The 23,364-nt window shown below is 65.1% G+C and carries 21 protein-coding genes; 11 read left to right on the top strand and 10 right to left on the bottom strand.

Annotated elements, in window-relative coordinates; all coding sequences use genetic code 11:
* Window positions 1-116: 116 nt before the first annotated feature.
* Window positions 117-1,532, top strand: a complete 1,416-nt coding sequence (locus tag PMI04_RS11380) for a helix-turn-helix transcriptional regulator (RefSeq protein ID WP_037485357.1) — start codon at window positions 117-119, stop codon at window positions 1,530-1,532.
* Between the two features lie 5 nt (window positions 1,533-1,537).
* Here the strand turns inward: PMI04_RS11380 and PMI04_RS11375 are convergent, their stop codons facing one another.
* A complete protein-coding gene (locus PMI04_RS11375; RefSeq protein ID WP_007705289.1) occupies window positions 1,538-2,563 on the bottom strand; it encodes a nucleoside hydrolase in 1,026 nt (341 codons plus the stop codon).
* Window positions 2,564-2,648: 85 nt separating this feature from the next.
* Window positions 2,649-3,560: a LysR family transcriptional regulator gene (locus tag PMI04_RS11370; protein ID WP_007705286.1), complete on the bottom strand. Its 912-nt coding sequence runs from the start codon at window positions 3,558-3,560 to the stop codon at window positions 2,649-2,651.
* Window positions 3,561-3,661: 101 nt separating this feature from the next.
* Here PMI04_RS11370 and PMI04_RS11365 point away from each other — a divergent pair, with 101 nt between their 5' ends.
* Window positions 3,662-4,447: an SDR family oxidoreductase gene (locus PMI04_RS11365; protein ID WP_007705283.1), complete on the top strand. Its 786-nt coding sequence runs from the start codon at window positions 3,662-3,664 to the stop codon at window positions 4,445-4,447.
* 189 nt (window positions 4,448-4,636) lie between these two features.
* The gene (locus tag PMI04_RS11360; RefSeq protein WP_007705280.1) at window positions 4,637-5,371 is read left to right on the top strand and encodes a 2OG-Fe dioxygenase family protein; all 735 of its coding nucleotides are present in this window, start codon (window positions 4,637-4,639) and stop codon (window positions 5,369-5,371) included.
* A gap of 76 nt (window positions 5,372-5,447) precedes the next feature.
* Here the strand turns inward: PMI04_RS11360 and gor are convergent, their stop codons facing one another.
* Both gor and pgi read right to left on the bottom strand, forming a co-directional pair.
* The gene (gene gor, locus PMI04_RS11355) at window positions 5,448-6,794 is read right to left on the bottom strand and encodes a glutathione-disulfide reductase (protein WP_007705277.1); all 1,347 of its coding nucleotides are present in this window, start codon (window positions 6,792-6,794) and stop codon (window positions 5,448-5,450) included.
* A gap of 152 nt (window positions 6,795-6,946) precedes the next feature.
* On the bottom strand, window positions 6,947-8,446 hold the full coding sequence (pgi, locus tag PMI04_RS11350; RefSeq protein ID WP_007705275.1) for a glucose-6-phosphate isomerase: 1,500 nt from the start codon (window positions 8,444-8,446) through the stop codon (window positions 6,947-6,949).
* Window positions 8,447-8,622: 176 nt separating this feature from the next.
* Here pgi and lepB point away from each other — a divergent pair, with 176 nt between their 5' ends.
* From lepB to PMI04_RS11330, 4 genes are all read left to right on the top strand, one after another.
* Window positions 8,623-9,447 (top strand): signal peptidase I, encoded by an 825-nt coding sequence (gene lepB / locus PMI04_RS11345; RefSeq protein WP_007705273.1) that lies wholly within the window; start codon window positions 8,623-8,625, stop codon window positions 9,445-9,447.
* Entirely contained in the window at window positions 9,444-10,115 is a 672-nt protein-coding gene (rnc, locus tag PMI04_RS11340) for a ribonuclease III (RefSeq protein WP_007705271.1), read from the top strand. Before lepB ends, rnc begins: the two co-directional genes overlap by 4 nt.
* A gap of 74 nt (window positions 10,116-10,189) precedes the next feature.
* Entirely contained in the window at window positions 10,190-11,098 is a 909-nt protein-coding gene (era, locus tag PMI04_RS11335; protein ID WP_007705269.1) for a GTPase Era, read from the top strand.
* A 54-nt stretch (window positions 11,099-11,152) separates the two neighbouring features.
* Complete coding sequence (locus tag PMI04_RS11330; protein WP_007705266.1) at window positions 11,153-12,652, top strand: AarF/UbiB family protein; 1,500 nt, start codon at window positions 11,153-11,155, stop codon at window positions 12,650-12,652.
* Here PMI04_RS11330 and PMI04_RS11325 read toward each other — a convergent pair.
* Entirely contained in the window at window positions 12,649-13,524 is an 876-nt protein-coding gene (locus PMI04_RS11325; RefSeq protein WP_007705262.1) for an AraC family transcriptional regulator, read from the bottom strand. The genes PMI04_RS11330 and PMI04_RS11325 overlap by 4 nt on opposite strands.
* 156 nt (window positions 13,525-13,680) lie before the next feature.
* Between PMI04_RS11325 and PMI04_RS11320 the strand changes: the two genes are divergently transcribed.
* On the top strand, window positions 13,681-14,649 hold the full coding sequence (locus tag PMI04_RS11320; protein WP_007705260.1) for an SDR family NAD(P)-dependent oxidoreductase: 969 nt from the start codon (window positions 13,681-13,683) through the stop codon (window positions 14,647-14,649).
* Window positions 14,650-14,682: 33 nt separating this feature from the next.
* Here the strand turns inward: PMI04_RS11320 and topA are convergent, their stop codons facing one another.
* From topA to PMI04_RS11295, 5 genes are all read right to left on the bottom strand, one after another.
* Entirely contained in the window at window positions 14,683-17,265 is a 2,583-nt protein-coding gene (gene topA / locus PMI04_RS11315) for a type I DNA topoisomerase (RefSeq protein WP_283184777.1), read from the bottom strand.
* A 98-nt stretch (window positions 17,266-17,363) separates the two neighbouring features.
* Window positions 17,364-18,038, bottom strand: coding sequence for a glycerophosphoryl diester phosphodiesterase membrane domain-containing protein (locus tag PMI04_RS11310; protein WP_007709435.1), 675 nt, complete (start codon window positions 18,036-18,038; stop codon window positions 17,364-17,366).
* Window positions 18,028-19,116 (bottom strand): DNA-processing protein DprA, encoded by a 1,089-nt coding sequence (dprA, locus tag PMI04_RS11305; RefSeq protein ID WP_007709433.1) that lies wholly within the window; start codon window positions 19,114-19,116, stop codon window positions 18,028-18,030. The genes PMI04_RS11310 and dprA overlap by 11 nt, the downstream gene beginning before the upstream one ends.
* Entirely contained in the window at window positions 19,113-19,727 is a 615-nt protein-coding gene (plsY, locus tag PMI04_RS11300; protein ID WP_007709432.1) for a glycerol-3-phosphate 1-O-acyltransferase PlsY, read from the bottom strand. Before plsY ends, dprA begins: the two co-directional genes overlap by 4 nt.
* A 168-nt stretch (window positions 19,728-19,895) precedes the next feature.
* The gene (locus tag PMI04_RS11295; RefSeq protein WP_007709430.1) at window positions 19,896-20,438 is read right to left on the bottom strand and encodes a sugar O-acetyltransferase; all 543 of its coding nucleotides are present in this window, start codon (window positions 20,436-20,438) and stop codon (window positions 19,896-19,898) included.
* Window positions 20,439-20,537: 99 nt separating this feature from the next.
* Between PMI04_RS11295 and murI the strand changes: the two genes are divergently transcribed.
* The 3 genes from murI (at window position 20,538) to PMI04_RS11280 (ending at window position 23,355) form a co-directional block, all read left to right on the top strand.
* A complete protein-coding gene (gene murI / locus PMI04_RS11290; protein WP_007709429.1) occupies window positions 20,538-21,341 on the top strand; it encodes a glutamate racemase in 804 nt (267 codons plus the stop codon).
* Between the two features lie 181 nt (window positions 21,342-21,522).
* Window positions 21,523-22,749, top strand: coding sequence for a 5-aminolevulinate synthase (gene hemA, locus PMI04_RS11285; protein WP_007709428.1), 1,227 nt, complete (start codon window positions 21,523-21,525; stop codon window positions 22,747-22,749).
* Window positions 22,750-22,755: 6 nt separating this feature from the next.
* Entirely contained in the window at window positions 22,756-23,355 is a 600-nt protein-coding gene (locus PMI04_RS11280) for a hypothetical protein (protein WP_007709427.1), read from the top strand.
* Window positions 23,356-23,364 lie beyond the last annotated feature (9 nt).

Genomic DNA, 23,364 nt, shown 5'->3' with positions numbered 1-23,364 from the left:
TCTCTCCGGTCAGGTCACCGACTTGTTATAGTCGCCCTCTTCCCGTCTTTGGGAATTTTCGCAAATGCGAATTTGCTAATTTGCAAATCACGACTTCGCAAATTATGGCTGCAATCATGGCACGCGGCAATCGCATCTTCGCAGGACCAAGATTGCGCCAGCTGCGCCTGGACCATCGCATGGATCAGGCGACGATGGCGCAGGCGCTGGGCATTTCGGTCTCCTATCTTTCACAGATGGAGAATGACGATCGCCCGCTGACCGCCAAGGTCAAGGCCGCGCTCGCCAACGCCTTCCCGACCGACTGGGCCAGCTTCGACAGCCGCGAGGACGAACAGTTGCTCGGCGCCTTCGCCTTTGCCCTGTCCCACCCCGAACTGCCCGGCCCCGCTCTGGAGCCGGAGCGGATCGAGAAGCTGCACCTGCAATTTCCCGAATTCGCCGCCCGCTATGTCGATCTCTACAACGCTCATATGCGCGCCAATGAGCGGATCAACATGATCGAGGAGGCGATCGCCAACGATCATGAGGTGCAGGCGCGCCTGCCGTGGGAAGCGGCGCGCGACTGGTTTCACGAGGCAGGTAATTATGTCCACGCCATCGACTGCCTGGCCGAGGAGATGGCGGAAAGCTTCACCCAGGGGCAGACGCTGGACGAGGGCATGCTGGTCGAGGCGCTGGCCCGCCGCCATGGTATCGAAACACTGATCGCCGAGACGCCCGATAGCGCGCTGCGCGCCTATAGCGCCGCCGACAAGCGACTGTTCGTCAACGCCGCCCTGCCGACCGAGAGCCGCAAGTTCATGCTCGCCCATCAGCTGATGATGCTGGAAGGACAGGCGGTTATCGCCGACGTCGTGCGCAAGGCCGCCCTGCCCGTCATGGGCGCCGACCGTTTGCTGGCGATTGGCCTTGGCAATTATGCCGCCGGCGCGCTGCTCATGCCCTATGCCCTCTTCCGCGAGGCGGCACGGGCGATGCGCCATGATATCGACCGGCTCGCCCGCACCTTCGGCGTCAGTTTCGAGCAGGCCTGCCACCGCCTCTCGACGCTCCAGCGCCCCGGGCTGCGCGGCATCCCCTTCTTCTTCTGCCGGGTCGACATGGCCGGCAACATCACCAAGCGGCACAGCGCCACCCGCCTGCAATTCGCCCGCTTCGGCGGCGCCTGCCCGCTGTGGAACGTGCATGAGGCGGTCGCCGTGCCCGACCGGATCAACGTCCAGCTGGGCGAGACCCCGGACGGCGTGCGCTATGTCTCCATGGCGAAGGGGCTGGTGAAGCCATCGGGCAGCTACCAGCGCACCCCGCGCCGCTTTGCCGTGGTGCTGGGCTGCGAGGTCGCCCATGCCGCGAACTTCGTCTATGCCGACGGCCTGCATCTGCAGGAGGAAGGGGCTGCGACGCCGATCGGCATTACCTGCCGCCTCTGCTCACGCCAGAGCTGCGACCAGCGCGCCTTCCCGCCGGCCGACCGGCCGATCCATGTCGACCCCGACAATCGCCAGATCGTGCCCTACTGGATCGGCTGAATTTATCAGCCCAACGGCCGGGCAAATTTGTGGACCATGTCGCGGAAGGTCAGCGCGGCATCGATGGCGGTGTAGACCCGCATAGCCCGCCCATCCGGACGGTCATGATAGCTGCCGTCCTCGTTGAGATGGGGAGTCGGCTGGCGCAGATAGCGGCTGGAAGCCGGATCGGGTTGCAGTGGCGTCATCAGGGCCGTCAATGTCACCAGAGGACTGTCGCCCAGGACATAGACATCCGCGTCGGGTGTCGGCGGAAAGCCCGGGATGGTCGCCAGCATCGCCGCCATCTCGTCCAATCGATCCTTGAGATAGCGCCCCAACGCGCTGCCCGCCGCCATATCCTCCATCTCGGCCGTCGAAAACAGCATCTGGCGATAGGCGTCACGGGGTACCTGCCAGATTTCGATATCGGATTCATTGAAGATGATCTGTGCCGCAGTCGGATCGATCGAAAAATTAAACTCCGGTTCGGCTGGCCCGGGTGGCGGATAGGCGACACCCGGATGCTCACCGCCACCGATCCACACCAGCGTTATGCGCGGCCCGATGCGCGGCTCCGCCCGCCAGGCCAACGCCAGTTCGGTCAATCCAGCGCCAGCGGCATAGTAAAGCGGCTCCCGCCGGTCCTCCCGCATCGCCTCGCGGACGATGGCCGCCGTTGCCGGGCTGGGCTTCCAGGCGGCACCAGACGGAAAAGATCGTTCGGCGCCTGCCACGACGCTATATCGTCCATCAAGCTTCATCACATCCAGCAGTTTCCCCACCTTTTCAGCTGCAGCCGTCGCCGAAGCAGGGCCACCGAACGCCGGGGGAAGATGGGAACAGACAATCAGCGGCAAATCGACCGATCGGCAGAGCAGATGATGGGCCAGTTGGAACAGCCCGTCGGGATCGCCGGCAAAATCATTGTCCACAATGACCCGCGCCAGCGGATGCCGTCTCACGACGGCGCCAGGCGCGGTCGCCGCCAGGCTGCTCATCAACGCGGCCGCCGACATCAGGACATGGCGACGACACAATTCCACGGGCATGGCATTCCCCTCTGTTCCTTTCCGTTCATGAGCGGAAAGGAACAGAGGGTAAAATAGCATTATTGAGGGCAGCCATAGCGGCTGCCTATGATGGCGGTACCCCCGTCGCGATCACCATCGCCTCGTCCAGATGGTCGAGGAAGGCGCGCACACGCGCCGCCGTGCGGTCTTCCGCCGCATAGAGGGCGTGGATATCCTCGCCATCGCCGGGATTATAGTCGGCCAGCACCTCCACCAGCCGTCCGGCCCGCAGGTCGCTGGCCACATGGAAATGACCGTGCCGGGCGATGCCGCCGCCGGCGACCGCCATCTGGCGTACCACCTCGCCCGAATTGCCGTAGAAACTGCCCTGGACCGGCCGCTGCACCACGCGCCCGCCGATGCGGAACGGCCAGCCATCGACCGAGCGGCGGAAACTGAAACGCAGACAGTCATGATCGTCCAGATCGTCCGGCGTTTGGGGCGTGCCGCGCCGGGCGAGATAGGCCGGGCTTGCCACCAGCACCATCGCGCTATGGCCCAGCTTCTTCGCCCGCAAACTGGTATCGCGCAGCGGACCGATGCGGATGGCGATGTCGGCGCGTTCCTCGACCAGGTCGACGATCGTGTCGGACAGGGTCAGGTCCACCGTCACCGCCGGATAGCGTTCGCGAAAGCCCGGCAGGATCGGGATCAGACATTCGATGCCGAAGGAGGGGGAGGCGTTGATCCGCAACAGCCCGCGCGGCGTGGTGCGATCCTCGCCCAGCCCGGCCTCCAATTCCATCATGTCGCCGACCAGCACCGCCATTCGGTCGCGATAGGTGACACCCTCCGGCGTCAGCGCCAGTGCGCGGGTCGTCCGCCGCAACAGGGTAACGCCCAGCCGCTGCTCCAGCCGGGCGATCGACCGGCTGACCGCCGACGGCGTCAGGCGCAGCGCCTTGGCAGCCGCCGCCAGGCTGCCCTCGCCCGCCACCATCAGGAAGGTTTCGATATCGCCGAATCGGTTGTCCATGATTTCAAATCACTTCTGAAATGCGAAAGTGCAATCTAATCACCAATGATAAATAGTCTATCTAGGTGTCAACTTCGCTGTCACTTTCAGAGGAACAAGACATGGATCTTCAGCTTTCGGGCAAGACCGCCCTCGTCACCGGATCGACCGCCGGCATCGGCTTCGCGATCGCCAGGCGTCTGGCCCAGGAAGGGGTTGAGGTCGTCATCACCGGCCGCAACCAGGCCAAGCTGGACGCCGCCGCCGCCGAACTGTCGCAGGCTGGCACCGTCCGTCCGGTCCTGGCCGATCCCGCCACCGCCGCGGGCGCCGACGCGCTGATCGCCGCCGTCCCGGACATCGACATTCTCGTCAACAATCTCGGCATCTACGAGGCCAAGGATTTCACCGACATCACCGACGCGGACTGGCACCATCTGTTCGAGGTCAATGTCGTGAGCGGCGCCCGCCTTGCCCGCCATTATTTCCCGAAGATGCTGGCCAAGAACTGGGGTCGCGTCCTGTTCATCGCCAGCGAAAGCGGCCTGCTGCCGCCCGCCGAGATGATCCATTATGGCATGACCAAGTCGGCCCAGCTCGCCATTTCGCGGGGCCTTGCCGAACATACGCGCGGCACCGGCGTCACCGTCAACTCGGTGCTGCCTGGCCCGACGCGCTCAGAGGGCATTGTCGAATTCATCCGCTCCGTGGTCGAGAACAAGGACGCGTCCGAAGCCGAGCGAGAGGCCGAATTCTTCACCAAGCTGCGCCCGCTCTCGCTGATCAAGCGGCTGATCGAGGCCGATGAAGTCGGCGCGATGACCGCCTATCTCGCCAGCCCGCTGGCCGCCGCCACTAACGGCGCGGCAGTCAAGGTCGAAGGCGGCATGGTGCCCACGATCTACTGACGGCTTGGAAAACCAGTAACCGTTCGTGCTGAGTAGGGACTGAGCCTGTCGAAGTCCCATATCGAAGCATCCTTCGATATGCCATTTCGACTTCGCTCAATGGCTACTCAGGACGAACGGCTTTTCCTGTATCCTGCTTGTGGCAACTGGCCCTGTCGCTCGTTTCCTCCTCTGCCTATGAGGATGGAAATGAGCGATACGGACTGCCTGCCCACCATCGACCAGACGCTGGAACAGGATGGCTATGCCCGCCTGGCCGGCGCCCACCTGTTGCGCCAACTGGATATCAGCGCGGCCGACTGGGCGCCCTTTGCCCGCAGCTGGGACGATCTTGGCCCCGACCTGTTCATGGCCGATGGAGGCCGTTATCGCCGCCGACGCCACGCCACCTTTCACTGCTCCGCCGGGCAATTCAGCCGCCAGCCGCACCAGCCCCATTATCAGAGCCGCGACTATAACCCGCTGAACGGCGATGTGCAGCGCTGGTTCGATCCGGTCGAGGATACGACCGTCGCGCTGCCGGTAACGCAAGCGCTGCTGGAATTCTGCGCCGGCCATTTCGATCCGGCGTCATCGGGCCACTGGCATGTCGAGATGCACCAGTTCCGGATCGAGGCGAAGCCGGGCGAACTGGGTCGCCCGACGCCCGAGGGGATGCACCGCGACGGCGTCGACCGGGTCTTCGTGATGCTGGTCGAACGCCGCAACGTGCGCGAAGGCGTTACCCGCATCGGCTCCGCCGACGGCACGCCGATGGGCGAATTCACCTTGGCCCAGCCGGGCGACGCGATGCTGATCGACGACCATCGCATCTTCCACGGCGTGACCGAAATCCACGCCGTCGATCCCGCCCAGCCAGCCTGGCGCGACGCGCTGGTTTTGACGTTCCAATCCTCCCCAGCACGGAGAGGTGGCATCGCTTAGCGATGACGGAGGGGGATGGCCCGACGGCACCCCCCCTGGCTTCGCCAGCGGTCCCCCTCCCCGCAAGCGGGCAGGATTATTTCAGCAGCACCAGCTCTTCGGCCATGCTGGGGTGCAGCGCCACGGTATCGTCGAAATCCTGCTTGGTAAGGCCCGCCTTCACCGCGACGGCCGCTGCCTGTAGGATTTCCGGCGCGTCCGGGCCAATCATGTGCAGGCCGATCACCTTGTTGGTGGTCGCGTCCACGACCATCTTGTAGAGCGCCCGCTCATCGCGCCCGGCCAGCACATTCTTCATCGGCCGGAAGTCGGAGGTATAGACCTTCACCGTGCCATATTTATTCTTCGCCTGCGCTTCGGTCAGGCCGACGCCCGCCAGGGGCGGATGGCTGAACACGGCCGACGGCACACAGCTATAGTCGACGGTGCGCGGATTGTCGCCGAACACGGTGTCGGCAAAGGCATGACCCTCGCGGATCGCCACCGGGGTCAGTTGCAGCCGGTCGGTGACATCGCCCACCGCATAGATGCTCTCGCAACTGGTGCGGCTATATTCGTCGACCTTGATCGCGCCCTTCTCGTCCAGTTCGACACCGGCAGTTTCCAGCCCCAGCCCGTCGCTATGCGGACGACGCCCAGTGGCGAACAGCACGATGTCTGCCGCGACCGGATCGCCATTCTTGAAGTGGACGCACAGCGTGCCGTCCTCCATCTTCTCGATCTTCTCCATCTGCGCGTTGAAGCGGAAATTAATCCCCTTCATCGTCGAAATCTGGAGCAGGCGATCGCGGATCTGTTCATCATAGCCGCGCAGCAGCGTCCCGCCACGATTGACCATGGTCACATGGCTGCCCAACTGATGGAAGATCCCGGCAAATTCATTGGCGATATAGCCGCCGCCGACGATCACGATGCGCTTGGGGCAGTCATCCAGATGGAACACCTCGTTGGAGGTGATGCCATGTTCGGCGCCCTCCACTTCCGGGATCAGCGGCCAGGCACCGGTCGCGACCAGGATGACCTTGGCCGTCACTTCGCGCCCGCTGGCGAGCTTGACCTGGTGCGGCCCGACGATCGTCGCGCGCTCGGCGATCAGCTCGACCTTGTGACTGCCCAGGGTGTTCTTGTAGAGTCCCTCCAGCCGGTCGACTTCGCCCAGCACATTGTCGCGCAGCGTCGCCCACTCAAAGCCGCAGTCCGGTACATTCCAGCCAAAGCGGCGGGCGTCCTTCAGATCCTCGGCGAAATGCGCGCCATAGATGAGCAGCTTCTTGGGCACGCAGCCGCGAATGACGCAGGTGCCACCGACGCGAAATTCCTCGGCCACTGCGACCTTGGCGCCATGCGCCGCGGCGACGCGCGATGCGCGCACCCCGCCCGATCCTGCGCCGATGACGAAAAGGTCGAAATCATAATCGCTCATGCCAGTCTCCGCTCGGCGCACCATCTTGCTTGGCGGCGGATATGGCGGCTGGACCGCGCAGTTACAAATGGGAATTTCCATAACCGCCGTTCGGTTCGAGCCTGTCGAGAAGGGTATCCCGACGTCGCTCGAAACGAACGGACGTTATTGGATTACTCGCCCAAAGCGATCTCGATCAGCGCCATGGTCGAGGGGTCGAAGCCGGTCGGTCCGTTGGCCTCGATCGACTTGGCGATCTCCTTGCCCAGCTCGACGCCAAACTGGTCATAGGGGTTGATCCCCATCAGCACGGCATTGGCGAAGGTGCGATGCTCGTAGAAAGCGATCAGCGCCCCCAGGGCATGCGGGTTCACATCGTCCATCAGGATGGTGGTCGACGGGCGGTTGCCGGCATAGGCGCGGGCCGGGTCCGCATTGTCCTTGCCGCGCATCAGCGCCGCGCCCTGGGCGAAGCAGTTCACCAGCAGCGCGCGATGATGCGCCGGGTCGAGCGCATTGCCCGGCTCGATCGAGGCGATGAACTCGACCGGGGTCAGGATCGTGCCTTGGTGCAGCAGCTGGAACACCGCGTGCTGCGCATCGGTGCCGACACCGCCCCAGGTGATCGGCGCGGTCGGCCCGTCGACCGGCGTTCCGTCCAGCTTCACCGACTTGCCATTGCTCTCCATCTCCAGTTGCTGGAGATAGGAGGGCAACAGCGCCAGCCGCTCGTCATAGGCGAACAATGCGCGCGTCTCGCAGCCCAGGATGCGCGCATAATATTGATCGACAAAGGCAGCGATCAGCGGGATATTCTCGCGCGGGGCGGTCAGCTGGAAATGACGGTCCATCGCCGCCGCGCCCTCCAGCAGGCTCTCGAACGCATCCCAGCCCAGCGCCAGCGCGGCGGGGAAGCCGATCGACGACCACAGCGAATAGCGGCCGCCCACGCTTTCGGGGAAGGGCAGGATGCGGGTCTCGTCGACGCCCCATTCCATCGCCTTGTCCGGCGCGGCGGTCAGCGCGATGATCTTGCCATAGGGATCTTCGACACCCGCCTCGACCATCCAGTTGATCGCGCTAGCCGCATTCAGCATCGTCTCGCTGGTGGTGAAGGTCTTGGACGCGATCGCGATCAGCGTGGCGTCGGGGTCGAAGGCATCCATCGCCTTTTCCAGCGCCGTGCCGTCGACATTGGAGACGATCGCGACATCATAGCGCATGCCGTCGCCGCCCAGCGCATCGACGATCAGGTCCGGGCCGAGCGCCGACCCGCCAATGCCGATATGCAGGATATGCCGGATCGGGCCGAGCGCTTCCGCCTCGATCGCGTCGATCAGCGCGCGGGTGCGGTTGTGCAGCGCCTTGGCCAGCGCCACGCTCTCGGCATTGCCGACACCGCGCTGCGCGGTGTGCTCGGCGGCGCGGCCTTCGGTATTGTTGACCGGCTCGCCCGCGAACAGCGCCTCGCGACGCCCCGCGAAATCCTGCTCCACCGCCAGCTTGAGGAAGCCGTCGACCAGATCGTCAGTCAGATGGGTCTTGGACCAGTCGAAACGGAGCGGCCCCTGGCTCAGCACCAGCTTCGACAGGCGATCGGGATCGGTCGTGAAGATGGTCTTGAGGTCGGCTTGAGGCAGGGCGGCAAGGGCCGCCAGTGCAGGACTGGACATGCGGGGTATCCTCTTGGTCGTTGGTCGATATCGACGCTGCACCGGTCGATTCTTCCTCTCCTTATCCAAAAGCGGCACGCATTGCATCGTCCACGCGCTTGACGCGGCGCGGGCGACCCCGCAAAAGCCGCGACAGGCCGCAGTGCCGCACGATTGTGAAGGACCATAAGACAGACATGAGCGCAAAATCGGAAACGCGGGACTTCATCTGGTTCCTCGCCAAGCTGGCGTTGTTCGTGTTCGTCCTGCGCAGCTTCATCGTCTCGCCCTTCAACATCCCTTCGGAATCGATGCAGCCGCGCCTCTTGATCGGCGACTATCTGCTGGTCGCCAAATGGCCCTATGGCTATTCGCGCTATTCGCTGCCCTTCTCGGTGCCGCTGATCCCTGGCCGCATCTTCGCCTCAACGCCGCAGCGCGGCGATGTCGTCGTGTTCAAGGCACCGCCGAGCCAGAAGAATGACTATATCAAGCGGGTGATCGGCCTGCCGGGCGACATGGTCTCGGTGCGGGGCGGCACCGTCTATTTGAATGGCCAGGCAATCCCGAAGCAGAAGGTCGCCGACCTCGTCATTCCGGTGACGCCCAACATGGAAGATGCGGCACAGAAGGAAGGCAGCCCCTCGCCCTGCTATCGCCCCGAATTCGAGCAGGCCGCGCCGGGCGGTGGCAAGCAGTGCCGCTACCCCCAGTTCCGCGAAACGTTGCCGGGCGGCAAGAGCTACAATGTCCTCGACTTGGTGCCCGATGGCGCCGCCGACGACCGTGACACCGTGCTGGTCCCCGAAGGCCATCTCTTCATGATGGGCGACAATCGCGACCGTAGTGCCGACAGCCGCTTCCCGGCGGTCGAAGGCGGTGGCATCGGCCTCGTCCCCGAGGAAAATCTGGTCGGCAAGGCGCTCGTATCCGTCTTCTCGACCGACGGCAGCGCCAACTGGCTGCTGCCCTGGACCTGGTTCACCGCCGCGCGCTGGAGCCGGATCGGGGAAGGTTTTTGAGCAAGCCCGACACGGCGGGTTGGCTGGCCGCGCTGATCGGCCGCGCGCCGATCAACCCCACAGCCTTTGCGCAAGCGCTGACCCATGGCAGTGCCAAGGCGGAAAATTACGAACGGCTGGAATTTCTGGGCGACCGCATCCTGGGCCTGCTGATCGCCGAATGGCTCTATGCCCGCTTCCCGGACGAGCCGGAGGGCAAGCTGTCGCGCCGCTTCAACGCACTGGTGTCGGGCGAAACCTGCGCGGCGGTTGCTCGCATCGCCGGCGTGCCCGCCCATCTGGTGCTGGGCAAGCAGGCGCGCGATGATGGCGCCGCCGACAGCGACAATGTGCTGGGCGATGTGATGGAGGCGCTGATCGGCGCGCTCTATCTGGAGGCCGGACTGGACGAAGCGCGCGCGCTGGTCCGCCGCCTGTGGGGAGACCGGGTCGACACGCAGACCGCCGCGCCGCGCCATCCTAAATCCGCGCTGCAGGAATGGGCCGCGTCGAACAAGCGCAAGCCGCCTGAATATGTGATGACGGACCGGTCCGGGCCGCATCATGCGCTGCGCTTCACCGTCACCGTATCGATCAAGGGCGTGGGCGAGGCCAGTGCGACGGGCGGATCCAAGCAGGAAGCCGAGACCGCCGCCGCCAAGGCGCTGCTGGAGCAACTGGCGGGCTAGAGCCTGTCCCCACCACTCATTTTGGTTTAGGAAGACGTCTCCCCGCATCAGCGTGGAGCGAACGGAGCATTTGATTGACCATCGAATTTGAAAATCAGCGCTGTGGTGTCATCGCCATCGTCGGCGCCCCCAATGCCGGCAAGTCGACGCTGGTGAATGCGCTTGTCGGGCAGAAGGTGGCGATCACCAGCCCCAAGGCGCAGACCACGCGCACCCGCGTCATGGGCGTCGCGATCGAGGGTAACGCGCAGATGGTTCTGGTCGATACGCCCGGCATCTTTGCGCCCAAGCGCCGGCTCGACCGGGCGATGGTGCAGGCCGCCTGGGGCGGTGCACAGGGCGCGGACCTGATCGTGCTGGTTGTCGACGGCAAGGCGGGGCTTGGGTCCAAGATGGAACCCATCATCGCTGCGCTGGCCGCCCGGCCGGAAAAGAAGTGGCTGGTGCTCAACAAGGTCGACATCGCGATCAAGGAGAAGCTGCTGGTCCACACCCAGCGCCTCTATGAGCAGTTGGAGATCGAGGAGACCTTCTTCGTTTCCGCAGCGACCGGCGACGGCTTGGCCGAACTCAAGTCCGCCTTTGCCAAGGCCATGCCCCAAGGTCCCTGGCACTTCCCCGAGGATCAGGTGTCCGACGCGACCGACCGCATGCTTGCGGCCGAAATCACGCGCGAGCAGCTATACCACCAGCTCCACGCCGAACTCCCTTATGCCGCCGCGGTCGATACCGAGCAGTATAAGGAACGGGACGACGGATCGGTCGAGATCCACCAGCAGATCCTGGTCGGCCGTACCAGCCAGCGCGCGATCGTGCTGGGCAAGGGCGGCCAGCGCCTGAAGGAAATCGGCTCCAAGGCGCGCGCCGAACTGGCCGAACTGCTGGGCGTCAAGGTTCACCTCTACCTCCACGTCAAGGTGAAGGAAGACTGGGAGGATGACCGATTCATCTATCGCGACATCGGCCTAGACTGGGTGGACTGATCCCGCTTCGCTGCTCAAGCGAAACATAATCCCGGTCCCGGTCGTTGAGCCTGAATGCTCAAGACCATCATGGTGGCTACGCGGGATCGCGTACGATTGGCCGAGATTACCAGCGTCGCGACCCGCTTCGGTCTCGACATGCTGCTCGCCCGGCTGGGGCTGGCCAAGGACGGCGACAACATGGCCGCCGATCCGCCCGACCTGCCCCGCCGCACCCGGCAGGCGATGGAAGCGCTCGGCCCGACCTATGTGAAGCTCGGCCAGATCCTCGCCACGCGGCAGGATCTGCTGCCCGAAGCGTGGATCGCCGAGTTCGGCAAGCTGCACAGCGACGCCCCTACCCTGCCCTTCGACCAGCTTCGCCCGCGCCTCGAAGCCGTGCTGGGCGAACCGGTCGAGACCGCCTTCGCCCGCTTCGATACCGCGCCCCTTGCCGCCGCCTCGATGGCGCAGGTCCATCGCGCGACCCTGACCGACGGGCAGGAGGTGGTGGTCAAGATCCGCCGCCCCGGCATCCGCAAGGCGATGGAGGCGGACCTGCGCCTCATCACCCATCTGGCGGGCATCGTCGAGGCCAGCAGCCGCGAGGCGCGACGTTTCCAGCCCCAGGCGCTGGTGCAGCAATTGCTCGATACCGTGCTGGAGGAACTGGATTTCACCCAGGAAGGCCGCAATGCCGACCGGCTGCGCGAAGACCTGGCCGACAACCCGGCCATCGTCATCCCGGCGATCCACTGGCGCTATTGCGCCGAAACCGTGCTGGTGATGGACTATATCGACGGCGTGCCGCCGCGCGACGGCGATGCTTTGCGCGCAGTCGGCATCGATCCGGCCGCGATCGCCGACCTTGGCGCTGCGCTGGTCCTCGACATGGTGCTGGTCCATGGCCGCTTCCATGGCGATCCGCATCCCGGCAATCTCCTCTGCCTGCCCGGCAACCGGCTCGCCCTGCTCGACCTGGGCCTGATCGGCCATGTCAGTGCGCGTCGGCGACGGGAATTCCTGTCCTTCATCCTCTCGCTGCGCTCCGGCGACGCGCGCACCTTGGCCGACACGCTGCGGGTCTGGTCAAAGGCCAGCGCGCCCGATCCCGGCCGGGTGCTGGACGCCGCCGAGCAACTGGTCGCGCGCCATGGCAGCGGCCCGCTGGTGCTGACCCGCATGGTCGCCGACTTCTTCCCGCTGCTGCGCAAGGAGGGGCTGGTCCTGCCGCCCGACCTCGCCCTCATCTTCAAGGCGCTGATCACCATGGACGGGGTGCTGGGCGCGATCCAGCCCGGCTTCGACCTGTCGCAGGCGCTCCAGAAAGCGCGTGGCCGGCTGGTGATGAACCAGGTCGCGGCGGCCCACGCCCCCGAAAAGACCGTCGCCCTGCTGCTGGAACTCTCGCGCATCGCCGACGATGCCCCGCGCTTGCTGCGCGCCCTGACCCGCCGGCTGGAAGCTGAACCGGCGCCCACGGCATCGCCTGCACCGGACCGGGGCAGCCAATGGATCGCCGCTGCCATCATGGCCGCCGGCGCGCTGATCGCCGCCGCGCAATATTGGGGCTAGGCGATGGCCGGTTCCGAACCACGCAGCAGAGCCGCGTCGCGCAGCGGCGGGTTGCCGAACATGCGCGCATATTCCCGACTGAACTGGGAGGGGCTTTCATAGCCGACCCGATAGGCGGTCGCGGCCGCATCGCCATGGGTGATGAGCAATCGCCGCGCCTCCTGCAAGCGCAGCGCCTTCTGATATTGCAGCGGGCTCATCGCCGTCGCCGCCTTGAAATGACGGTGGAAGGAGGCCGCGCTCATCCCGGCGATCTCGGCCAGCGCCTCGATCCGCAGCGGCGCGGCGAAATGTTCGCGGATCCAGCCGATCGCCGCGCGAATGCGCGACAACCGACTGTCCGCCTGCGCCAATTGCCGCAGCACCGCGCCCTGCGGCCCCTGCAGCAGCCGATAGAGCAATTCCCGCTCGATCAGCGGCCCCAGGATCGCCGTTTCCTCCGGACGGTCGAACAGCGACAGCAGCCGCAGCCAGGTCGCCAGCAATTCCTCCGTCATGGCGCTCACCATGAACCCCGTCGCCTCGCCCGCCGACCGATCGGGCACTTCGCACAGCAATTGCGCCAGCACATCGCGATTGAGCGCCATGCTCGCGCCGATATAGGGCTGGCCGGGCGTCGCCTCTACAATGCAGCCCTGTGCCGGCAAGTCCAGCGTGGCAACGAAATAGCTGGCGCTGTCATAGCGCAGCAGTTGGTCGCCGATCAGCACCTGCTTTGCCCCCTGCAACACGACGCAGACCATCGGCTCGAACACCCCCGGCGATGGCGGCGTGGTGCTGTGGCCGACGAAGATGCCGGCGCGCGGATGACTGAGACGTGCGTCCGGGTGCCGCAGCGCAATCGCGCACATGCTCTGGAGTTGGTCCTGCATGGCCGCAAGATCGGCGCGCGCGCAAAGCGATGCAAGGGCCAGCCCCGCATCCCGCCCCGCTTTTGAGAGGATCAGGCAAGAGAGTGAGGCGATCCGGCGCGCAAAGCCGCAAGGGCCACGCCATCTGCCGCTCGCTCTTCAGATAAGGAGAATGAGATGAGCCTGGTTTTCGGACAATATTCAACCACCGACGAGGTGCTCGACGGCATCGACCTCAGCGGCAAGCGCATCCTGGTCACCGGCGTGTCGGCCGGCCTTGGCGTCGAGACAGCGCGCGTGCTGGTTGCTCATGGCGCTGATGTCGTCGGCGCCGCCCGCGACCTCGACAAGGCCCGCCGCGCCACGAGGCAGGTCGTGCCGGGCGCGCAGGGGGGATCGCTCGAACTGGTCGAACTCGACCTCGCTTCCTTCGCCAGCGTCCGCGCCTGCGCCGACGCGCTCAACACCGACGGCCGTCCATTCGATATCATCATCTGCAATGCCGGTGTCATGGCCTGCCCGCTCGGCAAGACCGCCGATGGCTTTGAAACCCAGTTCGGCACCAATCATCTGGGCCATTTCCTGCTGGTCAACCGGATTGCAGGCCTGCTCAAGGATGGTGGGCGCCTCGTCACCCTCTCCTCGGCCGGGCATCGTTTCAGCGATGTCGACCTCGACGATCCCAATTTCGATCACACCGCCTATGAACCCTTCATCGCCTATGGCCGGTCGAAGACGGCGAACATCCTGTTCGCGGTCGAATTCGACCGGCGCCATCGCGATCGCGGCGTCCGCGCCACGGCGGTCCACCCGGGCGGCATCCAGACCGAACTCGCCCGTCACATGAGCGAAGCCGACATGGCCGCGCTGGTGGAGAATGTGCAGAAGGTCAATGAAGCCGCCGGCCGCCCGCCCTTCGCGTTCAAGTCGATCCCGCAGGGCGCCGCCACATCCGTCTGGGCCGCGATCGTCGCGGACGCCGAAGCCGTCGGCGGCCATTATTGCGAGGATTGCCATGTCGCCGAGGTAACGACCGATGGCGATGCTTTCTCGATCAGCGGCGGCGTGCGTCCCTATGCGTTCGACCCGATCAAGGCCGAAGCGCTGTGGCTGGCAAGCGAGGAAATGGTCGGCGAGCGTTTCTGACGCCCGCCGCACATGACCGGAGGCGGTGGCGGATTATTCCGCCGCCGCCTTCTTCTTGGCCGGGGCCTTCTTGGCGGCGGGCTTCTTCTCGCCCGCTTCCTTCTTCGCCGTCGGCTTCTTGGCAGCAGCCTTCTTCGCCGGCGCCTTCTTGCCCTTCTTGGCCGGGGCCGCCGCCGCGCGGGCGTCGATGAGCTGGGCCGCTTCCTCCAGCGTCAGCGCGTCCTGCTCGATCGTCTTGGGCAGGGTCGCGTTGGTGGTGCCGTCGGTGACATAGGGGCCATAGCGGCCCGCCATCAGCTTGATCTCCGCCTCGGTGCGCGGATGCTTGCCCAGCACCTTCAATGGCTCGCGCGACGAACCGCCACGGCCGCCCTTGTTCGCCGCATCGGCAAGCTTGGCGACCGCCATGTTCATGCCCACCTCGAAAATCTCGGCGGTGGAGGACAGGCGGCCATATTTGCCGTCGTGCAGCAGATAGGGACCGAAGCGGCCGATATTGGCGACGATCGGCAGGCCGGTTTCCGGGTGCAGGCCGACCTCGCGCGGCAGGCTGAGCAGCTTGACCGCCCAGTCGAGCGTCATCTCGCCATCGGGCAGATCCTTGGGGATCGACCCGCGCTTGGCCTCCTTGCCCTCGCCCATCTCGATATAGGGACCGAAGCGGCCGGACTTCTTGACAATGTCCTGCCCGGTCTCGGGATGCTGACCCAGGATTTCGGGGCCGGTATCGGCGCCATCGCTGCCGCCCGGCTGGCCGAACTTTCGGGTATATTTGCACTCGGGATAGTTGGAGCAGGCGATGAACGCGCCAAAACGGCCGCCGCGCAGCGACAATTGGCCATCGGCACAGAGCGGGCAGGCGCGCGGATTGCTGCCGTCCGCCTTGGGCGGGAACAGCATCGGCTCCAGGAACTTGTCCAGCTCGGCCGTGATGTCCGACGGCTTCTGCTCCATGATCTCGGCGGTCTTGGGCTTGAAGTCCTTCCAGAAGGCTTCCAGCACCTCCTGCCACTGGGCGCGGCCACCCGAAATCTCGTCCAGCTCGTCCTCAAGACCCGCGGTGAAATCATAGGAGACATAACGCTCGAAGAAGCGCTCCAGGAAGGCCGTCACCAGCCGCCCGCTCTCCTCGGCGAAGAAGCGGTTCTTCTCGACGCGGACATAGTCGCGGTCCTTCAGAACTTGCAGCGTCGAGGCATAGGTCGACGGGCGACCGATGCCCAGTTCCTCCAGGCGCTTGACCAGCGACGCTTCGGAATAGCGCGGCGGCGGCTGGGTGAAATGCTGCTCCGCGCTCACCTTCTTCTTGGCCGGCGCATCCCCTTCGCTCAGGCGCGGCAGCAGCTTGCTGTCGTCATCCTCGGCATCGTCGCGGCCTTCCTCGTAGAGCGCCAGGAAGCCGGGGAAGATCACCACCTGGCCGGTGGCGCGCAACATATGGCTGCCGCTGCCGTCGACCATGTCAATGGTGGTGCGTTCCAGCCGGGCGGACGCCATCTGGCTCGCCAGCGCGCGCTTGAACACCAGGTCATAGAGGCGCGCATGATCGCCCGACCCCACCTTGTCGCGGGAAAATTCGGTCGGGCGGATGGCTTCATGCGCTTCCTGCGCATTCTTGGCCTTGGTCTGATATTGGCGCGGCTTTTCGGGCAGGTATCCGCCATCATAGCGCTCCGCGATCGCCTTGCGCGCGGCCGAGATGGCGCTGCCGTCCATCTGCACGCCGTCGGTACGCATATAGGTGATGGCGCCATCCTCGTAGAGCTGCTGCGCGATCCGCATCGTGTGGCTGGCGGAGAAGCCGAGCTTGCGCGCGGCTTCCTGCTGCAGCGTCGATGTGGTGAAGGGCGGCGGCGGATTGCGGGTGAGCGGCTTGGTCTCGACCTTGTCGACGGTGAAGCGGCCGGCCTCCACATCGGCCTTGGCCGCCATGGCATCGCCTTCCTTGCCGATGGTCAGGCGATCGATCTTCTCGCCCTTCCAGCGGACGAGGCGCGCGGTGAAGCCCTGCCCGCCCTGCTCCATTTCGGCCGCGACCGACCAATATTCCTGCGGGGTGAAGCTTTCGATCTCGCGCTCGCGCTCCACCACCAGGCGCAGCGCGACCGACTGGACGCGGCCGGCCGACTTGGCGCCGGGCAGCTTGCGCCACAGCACCGGCGACAGGGTGAAGCCCACCAGATAGTCGAGCGCCCGGCGCGCCCGATAGGCGTCGATCAGATCCTCGTCCAGCGCGCGCGGCTTGGCCATCGCGTCCAGCACCGCCGCCTTGGTGATCGCGTTGAACGTCACCCGGTCCACGACGGAGGGCAGCGCCTTCTTGGCGCGCAGCACTTCCTGCACATGCCAGCTGATCGCTTCCCCTTCGCGATCAGGGTCAGTCGCGAGGATCAATCGCGTGGCCTTCTTGGCCTCGTCCGTAATCGCCTTGAGCTGCTTGCCCTTGTCGCCATAATTTTCCCACGACATGGCAAAACCATCGTCAGGGTCCACCGATCCATCCTTGGCCGGCAGGTCACGAATATGGCCGTAGCTGGCGAGGACATGGAAATCCCCACCCAGATATTTCTCGATGGTCTTCGCCTTGGCCGGCGATTCGACGATGACAAGTTGCATTCAGGCCCCGGTTCTCAAATCTCTCACGTATACGCGCGAGTGTGGCGATGATCGCGATATCGCGTCAAGCGCCACCAAACGCCACCCCCGCAACGGCTTCAGGCGAAAATTTCCGCCAATGCACTGTCGGCACGATCCACACCCGACAACAGAATATAGGCTTCGGTCCAGCACAGGGCGCTAAAGACCGAGATGGCCCCGGCAGCAAAATTGATGGCCATGTTGAACGCCAACGATCCCAGCATCGCTTCGCCGCCAAAGGCCCCGGCAAGACTACCGAACAGCAACATCACCAGGAGGAACGGCACCCAGATCAGCAGCGCCAGTCCCAATATCCGCCAGCGATTGCCCTCGGTCAGGTCGCGGCTGCGGCCCATCGCTTCCGACACGCCCAGATTTTCACGCAGCAGCGCGGGAAGCCCGACCGACCAGCGCACGAACAGCAGCAAGCCGGGAATGATGAAGAAGACCAGGCCCAGACCAATGCCGATGCTGGTCAGGAGATTATAGCCGAAGGCAGCACCGAAACGGGGCCGGATATCATCATCCGCCAACCGCGCCTGCAACGCAAAATAGACCGCCAGCACCGATATGAAGAACAGTGCGATATTGCCCAAAAAATTACCCGCGTCCGGCAGATAGGTGTCGGACAGCCCGCCCACGATCGCCGATGTCAATGCCAGCCCGCCATAGCGCGGCAGGTCTGCCACAATGACACCACTCGCCCGCGTCAAGACCCCGCCAATATCGACCTGTACCCCATCAACGTTCATGAAAAGACACCCTTCCCCCCGAATGCCGGTCGATGCGACCGGCCAGCTCCAATTCCAGCACTATCGTCTGCACCAGCGCCGGCGCCAGCCCCGATTGCCGGATCAGTTCATCGATCGCAACGGCGACCGGCCCCAGCAGCGCGATCACCGCCGCCCGATCGGCATCGGCGACATCGCTCGACACCGGCTGGCCGATGAAGTCGAAACTCCCCTGCCGCACCATCCGAGGATCAAGCCCGCCGACCGCCTCCAATATATCGTCCGCATTCTGCACCAGCGTCGCCCCCTCGCGGATCAGCAGGTTGCAGCCCTGGGCACGCGGGTCGAGCGGCGATCCGGGTACCGCCATCACCTCGCGCCCCGCCTCGGTCGCCAGCCTTGCGGTGATCAGCGACCCGGACTTGGGCGCCGCCTCCACCACCACCGTGCCCAGCGCCAGTCCGGCGATGATCCGGTTGCGCGCGGGGAAATGGCGGGCCAGCGGCTGGGTGCCGGGCGGATGTTCGGTCACCAGCAGACCGCGCTGTGCCACATCCGCCTGCAAGGCGGCATTTTCGGGCGGGAAGCCGATATCGATGCCGCTCGCAATCACGCCGATCGTGCCGCTGTCGATCGATCCGCGATGTGCCTCGGTATCGATGCCACGCGCCAGGCCGGACACGACCACCGTGCCGCGTTCGCCCAGTTGCTGGGCCAATATCCGGGCAAAGCGGCAGGCGGCAGCCGAAGCATTGCGCGCGCCGACCATGGCGATGCAGGGCCGCGCCGCGATCGCAGCATCCCCCCGAATGATGAGTGCGGGGGGCGCACCCTCCATTTCCGCCAGCAGCGCGGGATAGTCGGCATCACCCATCAGCAGATAGCGAGCGCCAGCCGCACGGGTGGCGGCAATTTCGCGCTCGACCGCCCCCGCATCGGCCACCCGCGCCTCGCCCCCGCCGCGCGCGGCGAGCATGGGAATGGCGCGCAGCGCCTCGGCCGCGCTGCCGAAGCGGGCGAGCAACTGGCGGTAGCTGACGGGGCCGATCCGGGGGGATCGGATCAGGCGGAGACGGTCGAACCGCTCCTGCCCGCTCACTCGGTGGCGGCTTTCTGTTTGGAACTGCCGACCTTGGGCTCTTCGCCCTTCATCAGTCGGGCGATATTGGCGCGGTGCCGCCACAGCACGATCAGCGCAAGCGCCAGGTTGACCGGGACCAGCTCGATACGGCCGAAGGCATACATGGCCACCGGCGCGCTGACCGCCGCCGACATGCCGCCCACCGACGACCATTTGGTGCCGAACAGCGCACCCAGCCACACGACAGCAAAGACGATGCCAGCCGGCCAGTACAACGCCGTCACCACGCCCATCATGGTTGCCACGCCCTTGCCCCCGGCAAAGCGCAGCCAGACCGGGTAGCAATGGCCGATGAATGCCATGGCGCCGGCCATCGGCCCGCCACCATCCACCAGCGCCGCGCCGATCAGCACCGCCGCCGCACCCTTGAGCAGGTCGAGCAGCAGGGTCGCCGCCGCCAGCCCCTTGCGCCCGGTGCGCAGCACATTGGTCGCGCCGATATTGCCCGACCCGATCTGGCGCAGGTCGCCAGCGCCGGTAAAGCGCGTCAGCAGCAGGCCAAAGGGGATCGAGCCGAGCAGATAGCCCAGCACCAGGACAAAAGCGGGAAGCAGCCAGGGAGGTGTCATGAAATTCGCCGATAAAGTGTTTTCGAAGCAGGTGGAACAGCTGCTGACTCGGAAAACGCGGTAAATCAAAAGACCAGAACAGGACAGCCGATGCAATCGGCCGGCCTGTTCTGATTGTTGCGCGCGACCATAGCGTGACAGACGCGCGGGGCAATGGTCTGTATCGGTTTACCGCGCCCGCGCCGGATTGCCGACCACGGTCGCGCCCGCCGGCACGTCGCGCGTCACCACGCTGCCCGCGCCGATCAATGCGTCGTCGCCGATCGTGACGCCGGGCAGGATGATCGCGCCGCCGCCAATCCACACATTGCGGCCGATGGTGATCGGCACGCCCCATTCGATGCCGGTGGCGCGCTCGCCCGGATCGCGCGGATGATCGGCGGTCAATATCTGCACCCCGGTGCCGATCTGCGTGCCATCGCCGATCGTCACCGGCACCACGTCCAGGATGACGCAATTGAAGTTCAGGAACACGCCCGCGCCCAGGAAGATGTTGAAACCATAGTCGCAGTGGAAGGGTGGCCGGATCGTTGATCCCGCGCCCAACGCGCCCAGCCTTTCGCGCAGCAGTGCCTCGCGCTCGGGCGGCAGGGTAGCGTTAAAACGGCGCATCCATTCCGCCGCCGCCAACTGGTCCGCGATGATTTCCGGGTCGCTCGCATGATAGGGTTCGCCCGCGATCATCTTCTGTTTCATGCTGGGCTGCGTCATCATCATCTCCTTCGATCGGCCGGCGAGGTGGCAGCGGCCAGGCCGCTTTGCAAGCGCCAAACGTTGACACTCCCGCCCCATGTGGCGACACAGGCGCGCATGACGGTCGCACCAGACGCTCCCATCCTTTTCTTCGATTCCGGCGTAGGGGGCCTCTCCATCCTGGCGCCCGCGCGCGCCGCATTGCCGACCGCCCCGGTCGTCTATGCCGCCGATAGCGCCGGATTCCCTTATGGTACCAAGAGCGAGGCGGAAATCGCCGCGCGCGTACCCGCGCTGCTCGGCCGGCTGGTCGAACGTTATCGACCACGGCTCGCCGTCATCGCCTGCAACACCGCCTCGACCATCGCCCTCCCCCATGTCCGCGCTGCGCTCGACATCCCGGTCGTCGGTACCGTCCCGGCGATCAAGCCCGCCGCATTGCTGTCGAAAAGCCGGGTGTTCGGCGTGCTCGGCACCGACGCGACCGTGCGCCAGCCCTATGTCGACCGGCTCGCCGCCGAACATGGCGCCGACTGCACCGTGCTGCGCCATGGCAGCGCCGCGCTGGTGCAACTGGCCGAAGCAAAGCTGCGCAGCGAAACGCTCGATCCTGCCGTTGCCCGCGACGCGCTGGCTGGCCTGATCGATCAGCCAGGTGGCGACCGGATGGACATGGTCGTTCTTGCCTGCACCCATTTTCCGCTGGTGGAACAGGAACTTGCCGCCGCTGCACCACATCCGATCGGCTTTGTTCACGGTGGCGAGGGGATCGCCCGGCGCATCGCCTTCCTGACGCAGGGACAGCCCTGGCCGGACGCCCCTTCACCCGGCGTCGCGGTCTTCACCCGCGTCGATGACACGGTCGAAGCGCTGCGCGATGCGCTGGCCGGCTATGGGCTGGATCGGATCGACGCCCTCTGACCCCAGGGGTAGGCCATTTGTCCAATGGCAAAGCAAGTCAATCACAGTGATAGGGAATTTCGCGTATCGTTGCGAGCGGTTATCGCTGGTAATGGCACGCCCGCGCAGGTAAATGCCAGCCTCAGGAAGAGGATGGCGCGACCATAAAAACCGGCGCGCGAGCAACGGGAAGAACGGCGTAGTGAACTACAAACACATCTTTTCGCAGGCGATCGACCGGCTCCACAGCGAGGGCCGCTATCGCGTGTTCATCGACATCCTGCGCAACAAGGGGGCCTTCCCCAACGCCCGCTGCTTCCATGGCCATAATGGCCCGAAGCCGATCACTGTCTGGTGCTCGAACGACTATCTCGCCATGGGCCAGCACCCCAAGGTGGTCGCCGCGATGGAGGAAGCGCTCCATGATGTCGGCGCCGGCTCCGGCGGCACCCGCAATATCGGCGGCAACACCCATTATCATGTCGATCTGGAAGGCGAACTGGCCGACCTGCATGGCAAGGAAGCGGCCCTGCTCTTCACCTCGGGCTATGTCTCGAACGAAGCGACGCTCTCGACCCTGGCCAAGCTGCTGCCGGGCTGCATCATCTTCTCGGACGAGCTCAATCACGCCTCGATGATCGCGGGCATCCGCAATTCGGGCTGCGAAAAGCGCGTCTTCCGCCACAATGACCTCGATCATCTGCGCGAACTGCTCGCCGCCGAAGACCCCGAGGCGCCCAAGCTGATCGCCTTTGAAAGCGTCTATTCGATGGACGGCGACGTCGCGCCGATCGCGGAAATCTGCGACCTGGCCGACGAGTTCAACGCCCTCACCTATCTCGACGAAGTCCATGCCGTGGGCATGTATGGCGCGCGCGGCGGCGGCATTTCGGAGCGCGACGATGTCGCCGATCGCCTGACCATCATCGAAGGCACGCTGGGCAAGGCGTTCGGCGTCATGGGCGGCTATATCGCGGCCGACCAGATGATCGTCGACGTGATCCGCAGCTATGCGCCCGGCTTCATCTTCACCACCTCGCTCTCGCCCGTGCTGGTCGCCGGCGTGCTGGCCAGCGTCCGCCACCTCAAGGCGTCGAGCGAAGAGCGCCAAGGCCAGCAGGCCTCGGCCGCCAAGCTCAAGCAATTGATGCGGGACGCCGGCCTGCCGGTGATGAACTCGGTCACCCATATCGTACCGCTGATGGTGGGCGATCCGGTCAAGGCCAAGCGGATCAGCGACATATTGCTCGCCGAATATGGCGCCTATGTGCAGCCGATCAATTATCCGACCGTGCCACGCGGCACGGAACGACTGCGCTTCACCCCCGGCCCGGCCCATAGTGAAGACATGATGCGTGACCTGGTGTCGGCACTGGTCGAGATCTGGGACCGGCTGGAACTGGAACTGGCCGAGCGCCAGGCGGCCTAAGCGATCATGCCCGGCTCATCGCCTGATCCGGTGATGAGCCATGAGGTCTACCTCCATATCCGGGTGCTGATCGGCATTGTCCTGGGCCTGTCGCTGACCCGGCTGCTCAACGGCGTCGCCCGCCTGGTCCAGCATCCCGGCAAGGTGAAGGTCTATCCGGTCCACCTCATCTGGGTGGCGATCATCCTCATCACCTCGATTCATTTTTGGTGGTGGGAATTGGCACTGGAAGGCCTGCCCCGCTGGCGCTTCGAGCTGTTCCTGTTCGTCCTGGGCTATGCCTTTCTCTTTGCCTTGCTTGCCAATCTGCTCTTCCCCGATCAGCTTGACGAATATTCCGGCTATCAGGATTATTTCCTGTCCCGACGCGGCTGGTTCTTCGGCCTGTTCATCGCCACCATGATCGCCGACCTGATCGACAGCGGGCTCAAGGGGCATGGCTATATCGCCTCGCTCGGCCCGGAATATCCGGTGCGCATCGCGATCACCATCCTGCTTTCGCTGATCGCGATCTGGACGCGCAACGCGCGCTTTCACCTCCTCTTCGCGGCGGCCTATCTTGTCTATTATGTGAGCTGGATCATCCGCATCTACGACCCGGCTTGAGCTGCGGCC

The organism is Sphingobium sp. AP49 (assembly GCF_000281715.2).
Classification (GTDB): Bacteria; Pseudomonadota; Alphaproteobacteria; order Sphingomonadales; family Sphingomonadaceae; genus Sphingobium.
The sequence above is the reverse complement of the archived record's forward strand: the minus strand, read 5'-3'. Positions and strand labels throughout refer to the sequence as shown.

Bases quoted from the DNA above. Each gene is read 5' to 3' on its own strand.
- PMI04_RS11380 (WP_037485357.1), top strand. From the start codon at position 117: ATGGCACGCGGCAATCGCATCTTCGCAGGACCAAGATTGCGCCAGCTG.
- PMI04_RS11375 (WP_007705289.1), bottom strand. From the start codon at position 2,563: ATGCCCGTGGAATTGTGTCGTCGCCATGTCCTGATGTCGGCGGCCGCG.
- PMI04_RS11370 (WP_007705286.1), bottom strand. From the start codon at position 3,560: ATGGACAACCGATTCGGCGATATCGAAACCTTCCTGATGGTGGCGGGC.
- PMI04_RS11365 (WP_007705283.1), top strand. From the start codon at position 3,662: ATGGATCTTCAGCTTTCGGGCAAGACCGCCCTCGTCACCGGATCGACC.
- PMI04_RS11360 (WP_007705280.1), top strand. From the start codon at position 4,637: ATGAGCGATACGGACTGCCTGCCCACCATCGACCAGACGCTGGAACAG.
- gor (WP_007705277.1), bottom strand. From the start codon at position 6,794: ATGAGCGATTATGATTTCGACCTTTTCGTCATCGGCGCAGGATCGGGC.
- pgi (WP_007705275.1), bottom strand. From the start codon at position 8,446: ATGTCCAGTCCTGCACTGGCGGCCCTTGCCGCCCTGCCTCAAGCCGAC.
- lepB (WP_007705273.1), top strand. From the start codon at position 8,623: ATGAGCGCAAAATCGGAAACGCGGGACTTCATCTGGTTCCTCGCCAAG.
- PMI04_RS11330 (WP_007705266.1), top strand. From the start codon at position 11,153: ATGCTCAAGACCATCATGGTGGCTACGCGGGATCGCGTACGATTGGCC.
- PMI04_RS11325 (WP_007705262.1), bottom strand. From the start codon at position 13,524: ATGCAGGACCAACTCCAGAGCATGTGCGCGATTGCGCTGCGGCACCCG.
- PMI04_RS11320 (WP_007705260.1), top strand. From the start codon at position 13,681: ATGAGCCTGGTTTTCGGACAATATTCAACCACCGACGAGGTGCTCGAC.
- topA (WP_283184777.1), bottom strand. From the start codon at position 17,265: ATGCAACTTGTCATCGTCGAATCGCCGGCCAAGGCGAAGACCATCGAG.
- PMI04_RS11310 (WP_007709435.1), bottom strand. From the start codon at position 18,038: ATGAACGTTGATGGGGTACAGGTCGATATTGGCGGGGTCTTGACGCGG.
- plsY (WP_007709432.1), bottom strand. From the start codon at position 19,727: ATGACACCTCCCTGGCTGCTTCCCGCTTTTGTCCTGGTGCTGGGCTAT.
- PMI04_RS11295 (WP_007709430.1), bottom strand. From the start codon at position 20,438: ATGACGCAGCCCAGCATGAAACAGAAGATGATCGCGGGCGAACCCTAT.
- murI (WP_007709429.1), top strand. From the start codon at position 20,538: ATGACGGTCGCACCAGACGCTCCCATCCTTTTCTTCGATTCCGGCGTA.
- PMI04_RS11280 (WP_007709427.1), top strand. From the start codon at position 22,756: ATGCCCGGCTCATCGCCTGATCCGGTGATGAGCCATGAGGTCTACCTC.